We start from the raw sequence: 16424 nt of genomic DNA, 5'->3' as shown, positions 1-16424 counted from the left end.
CTTTAGTGCAGGTCTTCCGGCCACGGAAATTGTTCTGCCGTCAGCGGCGGCGTTTGATAATACTGTTGCAGCGCGCGAATAAAGCGTGCCGGACGCTCGGGGATCCCCTCTTGCAGATAGGTCATCACCTGGGCATGTACGCGCCGTTGAAAGGCGATGCGGTCAGGCTCAAAGTCGCCTTCAAGGTTGTCGCAGCTGACGTTAAACGGAAATCCCGCCGCCGTGCAGAACAACCAGTCAAAAGCCTGTGGCTTGACCTCGACGTCTTCGAACTTGCTTTGCGTCATCGCATCGCGGCCGTCCGGGCAGTACCAGTAACCAAAATCTACCTGCTCTCGCCGCGCCTTGCCGGCGATACACCAGTGGGAAATTTCGTGCAGCGCGCTGGCGTAAAAGCCGTGAGCAAACACGATCCGGTTGTATGGCACTTCGCTATCTGCAGGAAGATAGATCGGTTCGTCGTCGCCTTTAATCAGACGGGTATTAAAATCATCGGCGAAGCACTTGTCGAAGATCTCGACTAACTGCTGATAATGGTGTTGCTGTTGCATTAGTGAATTCCCAACCACTGCAAAATCTCAGCCCCGTGGCTGTCGTAAAGAAGTTTAGCGCTCATCACCGCGGAGACGATGACGATCATCGGCCGAATCAGCGACTGCCCTTTACTCAGCACCAGCCGCGAACCGGCGCGAGCGCCGATAAACTGTCCGGCCATCATCACAAAACCGGTAGCCCAAATCACTTTGCCGCCAATGATAAACAGCAACAGGCCGCCAATATTGGAGGTAGCGTTTAGCAGTTTGGCGTGAGCGGTGGATTTCGCGAGATTGAACCCGGCGAGCGTCACAAAGGCCAGCGCATAAAAAGAACCGGCGCCGGGGCCAAAAAAACCGTCGTAGAAACCCACGCTGCCGCCAGCGACCAGCGCGAACGGCAAACCATACAGGCGACGCTGACGATCGGATTCGCCAAGCTTAGGCATCAGCAAAAAGTACAGCCCAATGCCGATCACCAGCAGCGGCAGGATTTGCTTCAAAATATCGGACTGCACGTGCTGCACCAGCAGCGCCCCCGCCGTCGAGCCGATAAAAGTCATCAGAATATTGAGTTTCTGATCGGCAAGATTTACCACCTTGCGACGGATAAAGTAGAGCGTCGCGGAAATGGAACCGCCGCACGCCTGTAGCTTATTGGTCGCCAATGCCTGAGCGGGCGGCATACCTGCCGCCATCAACGCCGGGACGGTTAACAACCCGCCGCCGCCAGCTAAGGAATCAATAAATCCGGCCAGAATCGCGACGAAAAAGAGCGCCACCAAAACCATTGGCGACACCATAAACAGTTCGACAAAACTATCCATTAGAGAAGATGCTCATCCAGTAGCGCCTGGCAGGAAGGCGGCAGCGGAGGCGGCGTCTTCTTCACAGGTGGGGTTGACCCAGGTTTAGGCGGTTCAAACCAGCTTTGCAGCTCGGCTCCGCAGCCATCGCCAGCCGGCGGCGGCGCTTGATCTTCGCACTCAAGGCTGCCCGCCGGGCAGCGCAGGCGCACATGCATGTGGGCGCGATGCTGGAACCACGGGCGAACTTTGCGTAGCCATTGGCGATCGTTACCAGCATCGAGGCACAATTGCTGTTTGATAGCCGGGTTGACGAAAATACGCGTTACATCGTTATCTTCCGCCGCCATTTTAATCAGGTTGCTGATTTGCGGGCTCCACAGTGACGGCACCACCCGCTTGCCATCACGGGCGACTAAGTCCAGCGCCTGTGGTTTCAGCAGTTGCGCGGAGGTCCAGCGGGTCTGCGGCAATTGCAGGAAAATATCAACATCCAGACCCGACTGATGGCTAGCGTGGCCGCCGTTAAAGCGCCCGCCGGCAGGCATGCCCATATCGCCAATCAGCACCGTCCCCATACCTTTATTGTGCGCCTGCAAACTCAGCCGCTGAATAAACTGCACGAGATCCGGATGGCCGAAGTAGCGACGCTGATCGGTACGCATCACCTGGTAATCAGGGGAGTTCAACGGTAGCGGCTGGGCGCCGACGATGCAGCCATTGGCAAACGCGCCAATAGACTGGGCGCTGCCGCTAATCGGCTGGGATATTTTCTGCCACGGCGTCGCCGCCAGGCTGGCGGTGCTGGCCAAAAGCGCCAGCAGTGTGATAACGGTATTTTTCATCGGTTACCAGCGTGGAATTGATGTTGTCACGTCGCCATTCTGCGCGCGTTGACGCATAAAGTGATCCATTAACACGATAGCCAGCATGGCCTCGGCGATCGGAACCGCGCGAATGCCGACGCACGGATCGTGACGCCCTTTGGTGATCATTTCGACTTCTTCGCCGAAGCGGTTAATCGTATGACCGGGAACGGTAATACTGGAGGTTGGCTTCAGCGCGATGTTAGCAACAATTTGCTGGCCGCTGCTGATACCGCCAAGAATGCCGCCGGCGTGGTTACTCTGGAAGCCGGCTTTGGTGATTTCGTCGCGGTTTTCGCTGCCGCGCAGTTTGACCACCTCAAAACCATCACCGATTTCTACCCCTTTCACCGCGTTGATGCTCATCAGCGCGTGGGCGATATCGGCATCCAGGCGGTCGAACACCGGCTCGCCGAGGCCCGGAGGAACGCCGTCAGCCACGACGGTCACTTTCGCGCCAATAGAGTCGCCCTCTTTTTTCAGGCCGCGCATCAGTTCATCCAGCGCGTCGATTTTATCCGGATCCGGGCAGAAGAATGGGTTCTGCTCAACCTGATCCCAGTCTTTGATGGCCAACGGAATATCGCCCATCTGCGTCAGGCAGCCGCGGATCACAATACCAAATTTAGCCGCGAGGAATTTTTTGGCAATCGCCCCGGCCGCCACGCGCATCGCGGTTTCACGCGCAGACGAACGGCCGCCGCCGCGATAGTCGCGCAGGCCGTATTTCTGCTCGTAGGTGTAATCCGCATGACCCGGGCGGAACAGATCTTTAATCGCGCCGTAGTCCTGGGAACGCTGATCGGTGTTTTCAATCAACAGGCCAATACTGGTGCCGGTGGTCACGCCTTCGAAGACGCCGGAAAGGATTTTCACCTGGTCCGGTTCGCGGCGCTGGGTGGTGTAACGCGATGTCCCAGGGCGACGGCGATCCAGATCGTGCTGCAGGTCAGCTTCGGTCAGCGGAATGCCTGGCGGCACCCCGTCGACGATGCAACCCAGCGCCAGGCCGTGCGATTCGCCGAAGGTGGTGACGCGAAAGAGTTGTCCAATTGTATTTCCTGCCATCACGGCTCCATTCTTTTCGTTATGTTTGCGTGTTGTTTTTTTAGTCTTTATAAATGCCGAAATGCGCACGCGCGTCAATGAGTTGCTGTTTAGTCAGCATAAAGACGCCATCACCGCCGTTATCAAACTCAAGCCAGGTGAACGGCACGTCCGGGTACTGCTCCATCAGATGTACCATGCTGTTACCGACTTCACAAATCAGAATACCGTCGTCGTTGAGGTAATCCGGCGCGCAGCCAAGAATGCGGCGCGTTAGCTTCAGGCCATCGCTACCGGAAGCCAGACCCAGAACCGGCTCATGCTCATATTCATCGGGCAGATCGGCCATATCTTCTTCATCAACGTACGGCGGATTGGTCACGATCAGATCGTACTGCAGCTTCGGCAGATCGCGGAACAGATCGGAGCGGATCGGGGTAACCTGGTTAATCAGACCATGTTCTTCAACGTTATGTTCGGCAACGGCCAGCGCGTCCGGGGAGATATCGACAGCGTCGACTTCCGCTTCCGGGAAGGCATAGGCGCAGGCGATGGCAATACAGGCGCTACCGGTACACATATCGAGAATATGCTGCGGTTTGTGGTTTATCAGCCCGGAGAATTGGTTATTGATCAGTTCGCCAATCGGCGAGCGCGGTACCAGCACGCGTTCATCGACATAGAATTCATGGCCGCAGAACCATGCTTTGTTGGTCAGGTAAGCGACGGGAATGCGTTCGTTGACGCGGCGAATCACGCGCTCGACGATACGATGTTTTTCGCTGGAGGTCAGGCGCGCGGTGCGCATATCTTCCGGTATATCTAACGGTAGGTACAGCGAGGGTAATACCAGCTGTACGGCCTCATCCCACGGGTTATCGGTGCCATGACCGTACCAGATGTTGGCGGCGCTAAAACGACTTACCGCCCAACGCAGCATGTCCTGAATGGTCTGCAGCTCATTGACCGCTTCATCAACAAAAATTTTATCCACGCAATCCTCCAGGGCACGCTCTGCTATAAATTCGGCGGCTAGTTTGCCACGACGGCGGCGATAAATCAGCATTCTTGCGCAGTCGGAGTGGGGAAAAATAGGTTTTCCTTGCCTGAAGCGCGGGCGAGTCGGGTAAACTAGCGAAAAGAAATAGTGAGATTGGGCAATGAAAAAGAAAACACCGCTAAGCGCGGAGGATCAGGCGCTGTTCCGCCAGCTAATGACCGGCACCCGGCAAATTAAACAGGACACTATCGTACACCGCCCGCAGCGCAAGAAGCTCAGCGAGGTTCCGCCTAAGCGATTGCTGCAGGAACAGGTGGATAACAGCCACTATTTTTCCGACGAATTTCAGCCGTTGCTCAATACGGAAGGCGCGATGAAGTACGTGCGCGCGGATGTCAGCCATTTTGAGCTGAAAAAACTGCGCCGCGGCGACTATTCGCCGGAGCTGTTTCTCGATCTGCATGGCCTGACCCAGATGCAGGCAAAACAAGAATTGGGCGCGCTGATTGCCGCCTGCCGCCGCGAACATATCTTCTGCGCCTGCGTTATGCACGGACACGGCAAACATATCCTCAAGCAGCAAACGCCGCTGTGGCTGGCGCAACATCCGCATATTATGGCGTTCCATCAGGCACCAAAAGAGTACGGCGGCGATGCCGCGCTATTGGTACTGATTGAAGTTGAAGAGTGGTTGCCGCCGGAGCTTCCGTAAGCGGAAGCTCCGAGGGTGGAAAGCCTTAGATGGCTTTCGCCATTCTCAAATTGCAGGGGCTCATCTGCCAGTTGAATTCGCCCTTGCCGTCGGCGTCGAGGGTGACGCAGGCAATCGCTGAGGTAGTAAACATCGGGGGCGTTTCCCCCGGGCACAGCTCTGAGACGAGGTACCCCACCAACGGCAGGTGTGAAACGACCAGCGCCGTTTTCACGCCCTCATTCGCCAGCGCCTGAAGATAAGCGCTAACCATCCCTACATCGCCGCACGGCGTGAGTTCCGGCATCACGTCGACATCTTTCGGCAGGTTCATGCACTCCCCTACCACGTCAAGAGTTTGCTCTGCACGCAGGTAAGGGCTGACAAGCACCCGCTCAATATCCACTTTTTGACCTTTCAGCCAGGTTGCCATCTGACGAGATTCGTCACAACCGCAAACGGTTAATGGACGAACGGAGTCACTGGCTGCATCGAGGGCAGCGTCGCCGTGACGCATGATAAAAACTTGCATATTGCACCGCTTTTGTTAACCAGAATCACCGCAACTCGCTCTGCGTAAACAATACGCAGGCGACCCGGTGGCCGGGCATTGTGCCTGATCCATCCAACGAATGAAACGCTGTTTTTTACCTCAATGGCGTAAGTATAGTCAATATTTGTTTACAAAACCGCCAATCAACAGCGCCAGCCAACGTTGGATTTACCTTCTTTTGACCATAACTTAGGTCGTCCGTTCACCAGTGGGCCAAAAGGTCGCCCCCTGCTCGGCCATGCGCAATAAGGTGTCGCACGGAGAAAAACGGGGGCCGTACTGTGCGGCCAGACGCTGCAAGATTGCGGCGACTTCACCCGCGCCGAGGCTATCCATATAGCGGAACGGGCCGCCGAGAAACGGCGGAAAACCTATACCAAAGACGGCGCCAATATCGCCATCACGCGCGCTACGTACGATCTGTTCATCAAAACAGCGCGCCGCCTCGTTGAGCATCATCATCACGCAGCGTTCAGCGACCTGCTGAGCAGACAAACGCGCCTGCGGACTTGCTACTGCCAATAATGGGTAAATAGCCGGGTCAGCCCGTTTTTTGCTTTTACGCCTTTTTGTCTCATAAAGATAGAAACCGCGATTATTTTTTCTGCCTTTGCGATCGTCCTTCAAAATCGCGTCAATGATGTTTGCAGGCGGGCTAAAACGTTCACCAAAAGCGGTCTCCAGTACCGGGATAATCTTAGTGCCGGTATCAATGCCGACTTCATCCAGCAACTGAATAGGTCCAACCGGGAAACCAAATTTAACCAACGCATTATCAATATGTTCAACCGGCTCGCCCTCCAGCAGCAGGCGCATGGCTTCATTGATATAGGGCGCCAGAATACGGTTAACATAAAAACCGGCACGGTCGGCAACCACGATCGGCGTTTTGCCCTGCAGCTTCGCCAGCTTCACCACCGTGGCGATGGTTTGCTCATCGGTCGTTGCATGCGGGATAACCTCAACCAGCGGCATTTTTTCGACCGGGCTGAAAAAGTGCAGACCAATTACCTTCTCTGGCCGCGCGGCCTGAGCGGCGATCTCGCCGATCGGTAGCGATGAGGTATTAGAAGCAAAGATCGTCTGCGGCCCGCAACATTGTTCGATCTCGCCAACCATCCGCTGCTTCAGCGCCAGATCCTCAAACACCGCTTCGATGACCACATCACGATGGGCAAAGCCATGATAATCCGTAGCGCCGGAAATCAGCGCCAGCTGACGATCGCGTTCACTGGCGCGCAGATAGCGGCGACGCACCTGCTTATCCAGCAGATCCCAACTGTACTTGAGCGCATGATTGATGCCTTTCGCCTGAATGTCTTTTATGCGTACCGGCAGGCCGCCTTTACAGGCGGTGACGTAAGCAATTCCGCCTCCCATTAAGCCGCCGCCGAGTACAGCAATGCTATTCAGCGGAGCGGGGTCAGCTTCGGCGCCACGATCTTTTTTCAGATCGGTGCTGGCAAAGAAAATAGAACGTAACGCTTGCGATTGCGGCGTCATCGCCAGTTCGCCAAACGCTCGTGCCTCTTCGGCGTAACCGCTGCTGCAGCCGTGCGCCAGTCCGTTTTCTATCACCTGTAAAATACGTTCTGCCGCCGGGTAATTACCCTGCGTTTTTTGCCGGGTCTTTTTCGCCACCATGCGGAACAGCAGCTGACGCCCCAGAGGCCCGGCAAGTACCCGTTCGCGCACCGGTACAGTTCGGCTCGCCGGCCGCCCCTGTAACGCCAGCTCAACCGCGGTCCGCAGCAATATCGATTGCGGGACAACATCGTCCACCAGCCCGGCTTTCAACGCCTGACGCGGACGCAATTGTGTACCGGTGAGGATCATTTCAAGCGCCGTACTGACGCCAATCAGCCGCGGCAGACGTTGAGTGCCGCCGGAGCCCGGTAGCAACCCCAGTTGCACTTCCGGCAATCCCAACCGCGTTTTATCATCATCGCTACAGACTCGCCCATGACAGGCCAGCGCCAGCTCCAGGCCCCCGCCAAGGCAGGCGCCGTGAATGGCGGCAATCACCGGGATAGAAAGCGCGTGGATCTCGGACATGATCTGCTGGCCCTGGCGCGCCAGCGCTTCGGCTTCTGCGGCGCTGGTACAACGAGCAATCATGTTGATATCCGCGCCGGCGATAAAGTTGTCGGGTTTAGCGGAGATAAATACGGCGCCGCGCAGCGCCTTATTTTCGCGGAGCTGGCGGATAATCGTCCGCACCTCGCCGCCGAACTCGGCTTTCAGGGTATTCATCTTTTCGCCGGGCGCGTCGATGGTAATAACGGCGATGTTATCCGGGCGAATTTCAAGCGTAAAAGCTGTTGCCGCTTCCATTATTCGACCTCCAGAACCATAGCGGAACCTAAACCCCCCGCCGCGCAGGCGGTAACCAGACCAAATCCGCCGCCGCGGCGCCGGAGTTCATGCAACGTCTGGGTAATCATGCGCGCGCCGGTCGCCGCAAAGGGGTGTCCGTAGGCGATAGAGCCGCCCAGCACGTTGAACTTGCTGGCATCGACTTCCCCGGTTGCCTGTGAACGGCCCAGCACTTCCCGGGCGAAACGATTACTGGCTAAACATTGTAGATTCGCCAGCGTCTGCGCGGCGAAAGCTTCATGCATATCAATCAACGTGAGGTCTGCAAGGGTAATTCCCGCCCTATCCAACGCCAGCGGCGTCGCCCACGCCGGCCCCAGCAACATATCCTGCCAGACATCAATAGCGGTGAAAGCATAGCTACGCAGGTAGCCCAGCGGCGTTAACCCCAACTCTTTGGCCCGGGATTCGGTCATCATGATCACCGCGGCGGCGCCGTCGGTGAGCGGCGTACTGTTTGCCGCCGTGACGCTACCGTGATTACGATCGAACGCCGGACGTAACTTTTGGTAATCCGCCAGGGTTGAATTTTTACGAATATTGTTGTCCTGCTCCAGCGGCTCGCGATAAGGCGGTACATAGGCCGTCATCACTTCACTGGCCAGTTTGCCCTCTTCCCAGGCGCGGGCGGCAAGCTGGTGTGAACGCAGCGCCAGCGCGTCCTGTTCTTCACGGCTAATGCCCCAGGTTTTCGCCATCTGCTCAGCGGTGTCGCCCATCCGCAGGCCGGTTGAGTATTCCGCGACAGCAGGCGGCACCGGTAAAAGATCGCGCAGGCGCAGGCGGGAAAAGAGTTTTAGCCGTTGGCCAAGGGTGCGCGCTTTATTGGCATCCACCAGGGTGCGGGCCAGTTTTTTACTCACGCCGATGGGGAGAACGGAGGAGGAATCAGCGCCGCCGGCGATGCCCGCGCGGATCGTGCCGGCCATCAGGCTTTCGGCAATATTGGCTACCGCCTGGAAACTTGTGGCGCAGGCGCGGCTGACGCTATAGGCGTCGGTATGCACATTCATGCCGGTACCGAGCACGATTTCACGAGCAATATTCGGCGCTTCCGGCATCTGTACAACCTGGCCGAAGACCAGTTGTTCAATCACTTCCGGGGGAACTTCACTGCGCGCCAGCATTTCGCCGACGACCATTTTACCCAGATCTACGGCCGGAACGCCGTGATACGCCGTCGCCTGACGGGCAAATGGGGTACGTAAACCGCTGACAATGGCAATGCGATCGCCCTGACGGGTGATAAGCGGTAATGCCTGACTCATAACTCTCCCCTGTTAACCGATAAAACCAAGTGGTCTGACCTGATAACTAGTCTTAACTAATTTTTTACATTAAGCCAATCGGGGAAGAGAAAAAGTGGGAGCCAAAACACATTGAATAGAAAAGATAACGCCTCAAGAAAGAGGCGTTAAGAGAGAGGATTAACGTAACCCCAGCTGGAAGATCAGCGATTCCGCTTCGCAGCTAAAAACAAAATCGATATTCAACTGCACGCCGCCATCAACGTCGGTGAACGTCGAGTTAATTTTGCACGGTTCAGATTCCACATTGCGGGCTTTTTCGCTCAGCGCGGCGAGGGTTGCTTCCGCTTCAGCGCGGTTTGCAAACACGCGGCTGTAGGAGGCGGTGCAGTCGGTGTTGTCCACAATGGTGCCAACATCCATACAGCAGCAAACCGGGGTTTCATCAGCGCTACATTTACTCATCGTAGATTTCCTCTGTATATGCACCTTCGGTGCCAGACAAATAATGCGCCTATTTTACGCCCGCCCTCGTCCCCCCTCCAGTTGTTAATGGCAGGAAAACGCTTAAGTGACAGAAATCACACTTAAAAATGATCCAAAACAAAAATGCCCCAAATTGGGTATGACGAAGCAGGGCAATTTTGCCAGCTGGATCGCGTTTCTGTTATCACACTTGAAAAATCTTATAAACAAACTTGCAACAACTCATCTGGTCAGACCTATACTCAGGCCACTGGTCTGATTTCTCTGTTGTAAAGCAGACCCTACACTTCGCGCTTCTGTTACGGCATGTAACATAGTTTAAATAAAAATAACTCAATGAGGTTATGGGCATGAGCCAGAAAACCCGCTTTACCCAATCTGCCCTTGCAGTGGCTGTAGCACTTGTTTCAACCCAAGCCTGGTCCGCAGGATTCCAGTTAAATGAATTCTCCGCTTCCGGCCTTGGTCGTGCCTATTCCGGTGAAGGGGCAATCGCTGACGATGCGGGCAACGCCAGCCGTAACCCCGCGTTAATCATGATGTTTGACCGGCCGATGATGTCGGCAGGCGCCGTCTTCGTCGACCCGGACGTTAATGTTTCTGGTACTTCGCCTACCGGTAAAAGTCTGAATGCGGACAATATTGCCCCAACGGCATGGGTACCAAACTTCCACTTTGTTTCGCCAATTAACGATCAGTTTGGTTGGGGCGCATCTATCACCTCTAACTATGGTCTCGCGACGGAATTCGCTGATGACTATGCGGCCGGCAGTATGGGCGGCACAACCGATCTCACCACCGTTAACTTCAATTTAAGCGGCGCCTATCGCCTGAACAGCAATTGGAGCTTTGGTTTAGGTTTTGACGCGGTGTACGCGAAAGCGAAAATCGAACGCTACGCAGGTGATTTAGGACAAATCGTTGCCGGTTCCGGTAAACTGCCGCCAGCGCTGGCGGGCAGGGTCAGCCAGATCCCTGCCGACACTCAGATTGCGCATTTGAACGGCAACGAATGGGGTTTCGGCTGGAACGCCGGTATCCTGTATGAGCTGGATAAGAACAACCGCTATGGTTTCACCTACCGCTCGGAAGTTAAAATCGACTTTGATGGCAACTATAAGAGCGATCTGCCGTCCGCGTATAACCAAATCCTCGGCAACTTCGGTTTACCGGCCGGTACCGATGGCCGTACCACTAACGGCTCGCTGACCCTCAACTTGCCAGAGATGTGGGAACTGTCGGGTTATAACCGCGTTGCGCCGCAGTGGGCAGTTCACTATAGCCTGACCTACACCAGTTGGAGCCAGTTCCAGGAGCTGAAGGCCACTGGCAGCAATGGCCAGACGCTGTTCTATAAAGATGAAGGCTTTAAAGATGCTTACCGCATCGCGCTGGGTACCACCTATTACTATGACGATAACTGGACCTTCCGTACCGGTATCGCCTTCGATGATAGCCCGATTCCGGCTGGCACCCGCTCCATCTCTATCCCGGATCAGGATCGCCTGTGGCTGAGCGCCGGTACCACCTACGCGTTCAATAAAGATGCTTCAGTGGATGTTGGTGTCTCTTACATGCACGGTCAGCACGTGGAAATTAAAGAAGGCCCTTACACCTTCCGTTCTGAAGGTACCGCCTGGCTGTACGGCGCGAACTTCAACTACCGCTTCTGATAAACCAACGGTATAAAAAAAGGGTGAACATCATGTTCACCCTTTTTCTTTTCTGACCCGCGTGGATTACTGCGAATCGATATCTTTCAGCTCATCCTGAATCGCCTGCGCGTTCGGATTATCGGCCGGCGTCAGCTTACCGCCGTTGGCGATAAAGTCGTGCCGCTGGAAGTAGGCTTCACGCATCAGGATGTATGGATCGGAAGACTGGCGCAGCAGGCCGTCGGAATCCAGCAGCTGAGCGCGCGTTTCAATCCCTTCGACCGCCCATTTACCGATGGACATCGGCCAGGTCAGCCAGGAGAGTACCGGATACAGGCCATCGGCCATGTCGCCGCCCTCATCACGCAGGGTGAAACTACCATAGAACGGCAGCTGTACGTACGGGCCGTAGCCCACGCCGTAGTGGCCCAGCGTGCTACCAAAGCGATGCGGTTCAACGCGCTGCAGCTGCGGGTTCGCCATACCTGCGACGTCGATTAAGCCGCCCATCCCGAGAATAGTGTTAAGGAAGAAGCGTGTGAAATGCACCATGCCTTTATAGGGATCGCCCTGCAGGAAGGAGTTGACCATTACCGCCGGCTCTTCAAGGTTGCTGGTGAAGTTGCTTAAACCATTACGCGCCGGTTGCGGCACATAATCACGCCAGGCGACGGCGACGGGACGCAGTACATAAGGATCAACCACATTAAAGTTGAAGTTGAACATGGTACGGTTAAACCCTTCAAGCGGATCTGAACGCCCCTGCGGCTGATCGTCAGTGCTGGAACTGGCACATCCCACCAGCAATGTGGCGCCAAGCGCAAGCGCCGACAGGCGATAATTCATAGGTGTCTCCCTGTTAATTCTGACTATCGCTGGAGGCATCCGGGACGGCGCCCCCATTAGCATTTTATCGTTGGGTAGCTGCTTTCAGCATAGCCTTCTTTGGCATAATTGTTGCTCCCCGATTCTATACATATTTTGCAATATTCGTATTGCTATTCTTGCCATTGCGCTGAATTTAGGAGCATATCCTGTGCCGCCGCGCTGATTTCTCTCTACGCTTAGTAACAAATACAAAGGGAGAGCAGCCATGACCCGACAAAATACCCCCACCAGTATGCATGATAGCGATGAACGAGAAGTTGAAAGCGAAGAGAAACAGCATGGCGAGAAAATAGAAGTAGATGAAGAGCGTCTGCCTTCGCAGGCAATGGCTACCCATGAGGTGATTCGCCAGGAGGGTGAAAAGGAGCTCGAGCGCGATGCCATGGCGCTACTATGGTCAGCAATTGCCGCCGGTTTGTCGATTAGCGCCTCGCTGGTAGCCAAGGGGATTTTTCATGTTCACCTTGGCGCCCTGCCCGGCGGTTATCTGCTGGAGAATTTGGGATACACCTTCGGCTTTATTATTGTCATTCTCGCCCGCCAGCAGCTGTTTACGGAAAATACCGTCACCGCCGTGCTGCCGATTATGCATAAACCCAGCGCCGGTAATATTGCATTATTGCTGCGCCTGTGGGGTGTGGTGTTATTAGGTAATTTATTGGGTGGGGCTATCGCCGCCTGGGCGTTTAATATCATGCCGATTTTCGATGACGCCACTCGTGAGGCGTTTCAAAGCATCAGCCAGAAAGTCATGGAAAACACGCCGACCGAAATGTTTGCCAACGCGATTATTTCCGGCTGGCTGGTGGCGACAATGGTCTGGATGTTCCCGGCCGCCGGCTCGGCGAAAGTCATCGTCATCATCCTGATGACCTGGCTGATTGCGCTGGCGGACACCACGCATATCGTCGTCGGCAGTGTGGAAATTTTCTATCTGATTTTCAGCGGCGCCCTGCCCTGGCAGGAGTTCATCTGGCCCTTCGCGCTGCCGACGCTCGCCGGCAACATCTGCGGCGGCACCTTTATCTTCGCCCTGCTAAGCCACGCCCAGATTCGCAACGACATGACCCAGGAACAGAAAGCCAAAGCGAAGGCCGAAGCAGATAAAAAGGGCTAAACGGCTGCAAATTAAGCAATTAATCGCAATGCGCTTAACGGGCGGCGGAAAAAACGCTATAATCCCGCCGCCTTGTCCCCTTAGTTAAATGGATATAACGAGCCCCTCCTAAGGGCTAGTTGCAGGTTCGATTCCTGCAGGGGACACCATGCGCCTCTCCTGACGTCTACCGGATTCAATAACCCCTTTATAATCAGCAATAAACCATCTACTTTAGCTAAGCTTTATCTGTAAGTATTCCAGTAAAAGGCCCGATCGTTAGTCGTAGATAGCGGCGAAAGCCTTCGTTTATCAGTTTTTCAAGCAGGCGGTTTAGATGAAACAAATCACCATCAGTGATATGCAGCAGCAGAGCGCAGCCGCGGCGGCCGCTCCCCGTCTACGGGCACATCGTAATTTTCATCCGGAATTAAGCGATCCGGTACAGCGTCTGGCCATTGCCATGGAGCCGGGAACCTACATTCGCCCTCACCGTCATCCTCATACTTTTGAGCTGCTGCTGCCGTTAAGCGGCCGTTTTGTGGTGCTGAACTTCGATGAGCAAGGGACCGTGACCCAGCGTGTAGTACTAGGCGAAGAATGCGCGGCGCTGGAAATGGCGGCGGGCACCTGGCATGCGGTACTGTCGCTCGATTGCGGCGGTATCATCTTTGAAGTCAAGCACGGAGGCTATCAGCCGGTAGCCGAACAGGATTCCGCGCCATGGGCGCCAGCCGAAGGCGCGCCAGGCACCGAGGAATTAATGGCGTGGTATGCCACGGCCCAGGTGGGGGATGGCGGTTTTACTCTTCAGAAGAGTGCTCGCTAATTTGAGCCTGCGATGATTACTGCAAAAAAGGCGCTGCGGCGTCTTTTTTATTTATATCATCTATAATTAATATAGAGTATATCCATCACCAGAATAAAGCACCATGGTTTACCCCATTTTTATCGTTAATTAAGCAATATTCTATACCTTATTAAGAAAAAGATATTATAATCGATTATGGTAGGTGTTTTAACTGCCGCCATCTGTCACATAAAAATTCTTCATTGTGGATTTATATTTCACTGCTGAATAATTTTTTATGGAAAGGATAGTGTAGTCGAACAACAACGCTGGCGCTCTGTTCATCAGGAACGCAGATTATTAAAAACATTTACATATAATTATCGCCATGAATAAGATAGAAAGAAACATTTGGAAGTTGAACAATCTCCCACCACTGGAGTATTGCTCTATCGCTCGTGCGCAAAAACTCCTACAGTGCGAACTGGAAGATTTACTTCACTGGCACGATATCGGCGCTATCAGCCTGTGCCTGAAACTGAAAAAGAATCGCGGCACGCTCAATAGCGCCCTGACCCGGAATCAGGGGGTTGGCGACTCATCATACGGCTACGGCGGTTTTGATGACATTACCAAAGCCAACAAGCCCTGGTCTCAGCACTCTAAAATAAACAACATCATCACCCTGAATGAAAATGTGTCGGTCATTGATGCCGATCACGACAGCGCCATCGCCAAAATTAAACTCAACGTTTCTGTTTCGGGTTTATGGCACACTCATTCAAGAAATTTAATGGATGTGCTGGAGAATCCGGATAACATTCAGCAAGAAGATACGCTGAGCATTATCTCCCCGGCTAAAAACGTCATCTACTGCAATTTCATTCCTGATAATGATGATAAGCCGACGATTGAGCTCAGCAAGCTGTATATTACCAGCAAAGAAATTGAGAAAATTTACGAGCACACCATCAGCAGTCGTCCGCTAGAGTATTCTGAAGCCGCGATGAATTCATATAATGAAAAAACCATTAATGAGCCATCAACACCGCCACAAAATAAGCTGCTGCTCGAGTTCATTAACTATATCATTCAATCCAACCCCGCCTTTAACCGCGATTTACTGAATGCGACAGAAAGCAGTAAACAGCTCGCCTTTAAATCCATTATGGAAAAGTTAAAAAAAGAAGGCATCGTCACCAACGAAAATCATTCGATGGCTTCACTCTCTGAACTGATCCTCAATTCATAATACTCACTTTTGTGCGGATTATTCACACGAATAATCCGCCATTGTCCATAGTGATAGTACCGATACCGCCACACTTTACTTTCTCGATCAAAAGCAAAGCAAAAAAAGTACGATAAAAAACAAAAAAAATTCCCCAACACGTGCTCTATCGTCTATATATCTTCTGGTGTTTATCACAGACGATTCACATTCACTTCATCATTTCACGCCAACTATGAGCTCATGCTGAAACTATCCCGATGCCCTGTAGTCGTTCTCGGTACCCTTGCTTTGTATTGTGGTTCCACTCGCGCTGAGGTCGACCTCGGCTCGATCGACATTTTTTCTGCTGATAACCCGAACAGCCCGGTGCCGAAAGGTTGGGTTCTCGGCGGCACCGCGATTAGCGGTACCGCGCGCTACCAAAAGCAGGACAACGAAACCCACTTTATTCCCGGCGGATTATATTTTGGCGACCAGTTAATGTATCTGGGGGATCGCGCCCGCTACTATTTTCATCTTGATGACACTATCGCGCTATACGGCTACGGACGCTGGCGTTTCGGTAATTTAGATCCCGACGACGATACGGCTTTTAGGGGGATGAACGAACGTAAAGGCGAACTGGAAGGCGGAATTGGCGCCACATGGATCACACCATACGCGCTGATAAGCGCGCGCATCAGTTCAGATATCAGCGGCCGCAGCAACGGCCAGGAGCTGCTGCTATGGGCTGATTTTCCAATCATCAAAGATAATCTGCTGGTGATGCCGGGGATGGGCCTGATGGTACGTAGTCATAATATGGCGAACTACTATTTTGGCGGCATATCAGCAAGCGAGGCGACGCCCGAGCGTCCCCAATGGGATACCGGCACGACGGTATCACCAATGGTCGCCATCATTACCAGCTACCGCTTCAGCCCCCACTGGGTCGGAATGATAGCGGCAAACTACGAACGCTATGATGATGATATTGCCAATAGTCCCATTGTCCAGCACAGCGGCGAACTGTATGGCATCCTCGGCGTCGGATATACCTGGTAGAACATCAGGGCATTTCCTCAATCCATAAGTTAATCTGATTAACTCAATTATAAATAAGTCTTTTAGCTTATGGCGTAAGCTCGCTACCCTGTTGCAGGATTCAATCTCCAGC

16 protein-coding genes and 1 tRNA gene are annotated in these 16424 nt (G+C 53.9%); 7 read left to right on the top strand and 10 right to left on the bottom strand.

Going from position 1 to position 16424, the window contains the following annotated elements:
- Positions 1 to 2: 2 nt before the first annotated feature.
- The 5 genes from ABLV08_RS13445 to prmB are packed head-to-tail and all read right to left on the bottom strand — an operon-like array spanning position 3 to position 4246.
- Positions 3 to 551, bottom strand: coding sequence for an elongation factor P hydroxylase (locus ABLV08_RS13445; protein WP_042893869.1), 549 nt, complete (start codon positions 549 to 551; stop codon positions 3 to 5).
- A complete protein-coding gene (locus ABLV08_RS13440; protein ID WP_015365543.1) occupies positions 551 to 1360 on the bottom strand; it encodes a sulfite exporter TauE/SafE family protein in 810 nt (269 codons plus the stop codon). The genes ABLV08_RS13445 and ABLV08_RS13440 overlap by 1 nt, the downstream gene beginning before the upstream one ends.
- Positions 1360 to 2184, bottom strand: a complete 825-nt coding sequence (mepA, locus tag ABLV08_RS13435; RefSeq protein ID WP_047057595.1) for a penicillin-insensitive murein endopeptidase — start codon at positions 2182 to 2184, stop codon at positions 1360 to 1362. Before mepA ends, ABLV08_RS13440 begins: the two co-directional genes overlap by 1 nt.
- 3 nt (positions 2185 to 2187) lie before the next feature.
- A complete protein-coding gene (aroC, locus tag ABLV08_RS13430; protein WP_015365541.1) occupies positions 2188 to 3273 on the bottom strand; it encodes a chorismate synthase in 1086 nt (361 codons plus the stop codon).
- 40 nt (positions 3274 to 3313) lie between these two features.
- A complete protein-coding gene (gene prmB / locus ABLV08_RS13425) occupies positions 3314 to 4246 on the bottom strand; it encodes a 50S ribosomal protein L3 N(5)-glutamine methyltransferase (protein ID WP_032706267.1) in 933 nt (310 codons plus the stop codon).
- Between the two features lie 166 nt (positions 4247 to 4412).
- Between prmB and smrB the strand changes: the two genes are divergently transcribed.
- Entirely contained in the window at positions 4413 to 4964 is a 552-nt protein-coding gene (smrB, locus tag ABLV08_RS13420; protein ID WP_015365539.1) for an endonuclease SmrB, read from the top strand.
- Positions 4965 to 4989: 25 nt separating this feature from the next.
- Here the strand turns inward: smrB and sixA are convergent, their stop codons facing one another.
- The 4 genes from sixA to ABLV08_RS13400 all read right to left on the bottom strand — a co-directional run bounded on the left by sixA (position 4990) and on the right by ABLV08_RS13400 (position 9584).
- Entirely contained in the window at positions 4990 to 5475 is a 486-nt protein-coding gene (gene sixA / locus ABLV08_RS13415; protein WP_015365538.1) for a phosphohistidine phosphatase SixA, read from the bottom strand.
- Between the two features lie 210 nt (positions 5476 to 5685).
- A complete protein-coding gene (gene fadJ, locus ABLV08_RS13410) occupies positions 5686 to 7830 on the bottom strand; it encodes a fatty acid oxidation complex subunit alpha FadJ (RefSeq protein ID WP_348855947.1) in 2145 nt (714 codons plus the stop codon).
- Positions 7830 to 9140, bottom strand: a complete 1311-nt coding sequence (gene fadI / locus ABLV08_RS13405; protein ID WP_348855946.1) for an acetyl-CoA C-acyltransferase FadI — start codon at positions 9138 to 9140, stop codon at positions 7830 to 7832. The genes fadJ and fadI overlap by 1 nt, the downstream gene beginning before the upstream one ends.
- Positions 9141 to 9299: 159 nt before the next feature.
- A complete protein-coding gene (locus ABLV08_RS13400) occupies positions 9300 to 9584 on the bottom strand; it encodes a YfcZ/YiiS family protein (protein WP_015706185.1) in 285 nt (94 codons plus the stop codon).
- 371 nt (positions 9585 to 9955) lie between these two features.
- Between ABLV08_RS13400 and fadL the strand changes: the two genes are divergently transcribed.
- Positions 9956 to 11278 carry a long-chain fatty acid transporter FadL gene (gene fadL, locus ABLV08_RS13395; protein ID WP_047057592.1) on the top strand — a complete coding sequence of 441 codons (1323 nt, stop codon included), beginning with the start codon at positions 9956 to 9958 and terminating at the stop codon, positions 11276 to 11278.
- A 66-nt stretch (positions 11279 to 11344) separates the two neighbouring features.
- Here the strand turns inward: fadL and mlaA are convergent, their stop codons facing one another.
- Positions 11345 to 12106 (bottom strand): phospholipid-binding lipoprotein MlaA, encoded by a 762-nt coding sequence (gene mlaA, locus ABLV08_RS13390; RefSeq protein ID WP_348855945.1) that lies wholly within the window; start codon positions 12104 to 12106, stop codon positions 11345 to 11347.
- Positions 12107 to 12353: 247 nt separating this feature from the next.
- On the opposite strand from mlaA, the gene ABLV08_RS13385 reads away from it, so the two are divergent.
- The 5 genes from ABLV08_RS13385 to ABLV08_RS13365 all read left to right on the top strand — a co-directional run bounded on the left by ABLV08_RS13385 (position 12354) and on the right by ABLV08_RS13365 (position 16312).
- Positions 12354 to 13265 (top strand): formate/nitrite transporter family protein, encoded by a 912-nt coding sequence (locus tag ABLV08_RS13385; RefSeq protein WP_015365532.1) that lies wholly within the window; start codon positions 12354 to 12356, stop codon positions 13263 to 13265.
- A gap of 74 nt (positions 13266 to 13339) precedes the next feature.
- Positions 13340 to 13414, top strand: a tRNA-Arg gene (locus tag ABLV08_RS13380).
- A gap of 167 nt (positions 13415 to 13581) precedes the next feature.
- Entirely contained in the window at positions 13582 to 14073 is a 492-nt protein-coding gene (locus tag ABLV08_RS13375; protein ID WP_032712109.1) for a WbuC family cupin fold metalloprotein, read from the top strand.
- Positions 14074 to 14422: 349 nt separating this feature from the next.
- Entirely contained in the window at positions 14423 to 15286 is an 864-nt protein-coding gene (locus ABLV08_RS13370) for a hypothetical protein (RefSeq protein ID WP_032708834.1), read from the top strand.
- 222 nt (positions 15287 to 15508) lie between these two features.
- On the top strand, positions 15509 to 16312 hold the full coding sequence (locus ABLV08_RS13365; protein ID WP_348855943.1) for a MipA/OmpV family protein: 804 nt from the start codon (positions 15509 to 15511) through the stop codon (positions 16310 to 16312).
- The last annotated feature ends 112 nt before the right edge of the window (positions 16313 to 16424 follow it).

Origin of the sequence: Klebsiella sp. CN_Kp088 (assembly GCF_040064335.1) — a bacterium.
Lineage (GTDB): Bacteria > Pseudomonadota > Gammaproteobacteria > Enterobacterales > Enterobacteriaceae > Klebsiella > Klebsiella aerogenes.
The sequence above is the reverse complement of the archived record's forward strand: the minus strand, read 5'-3'. Positions and strand labels throughout refer to the sequence as shown.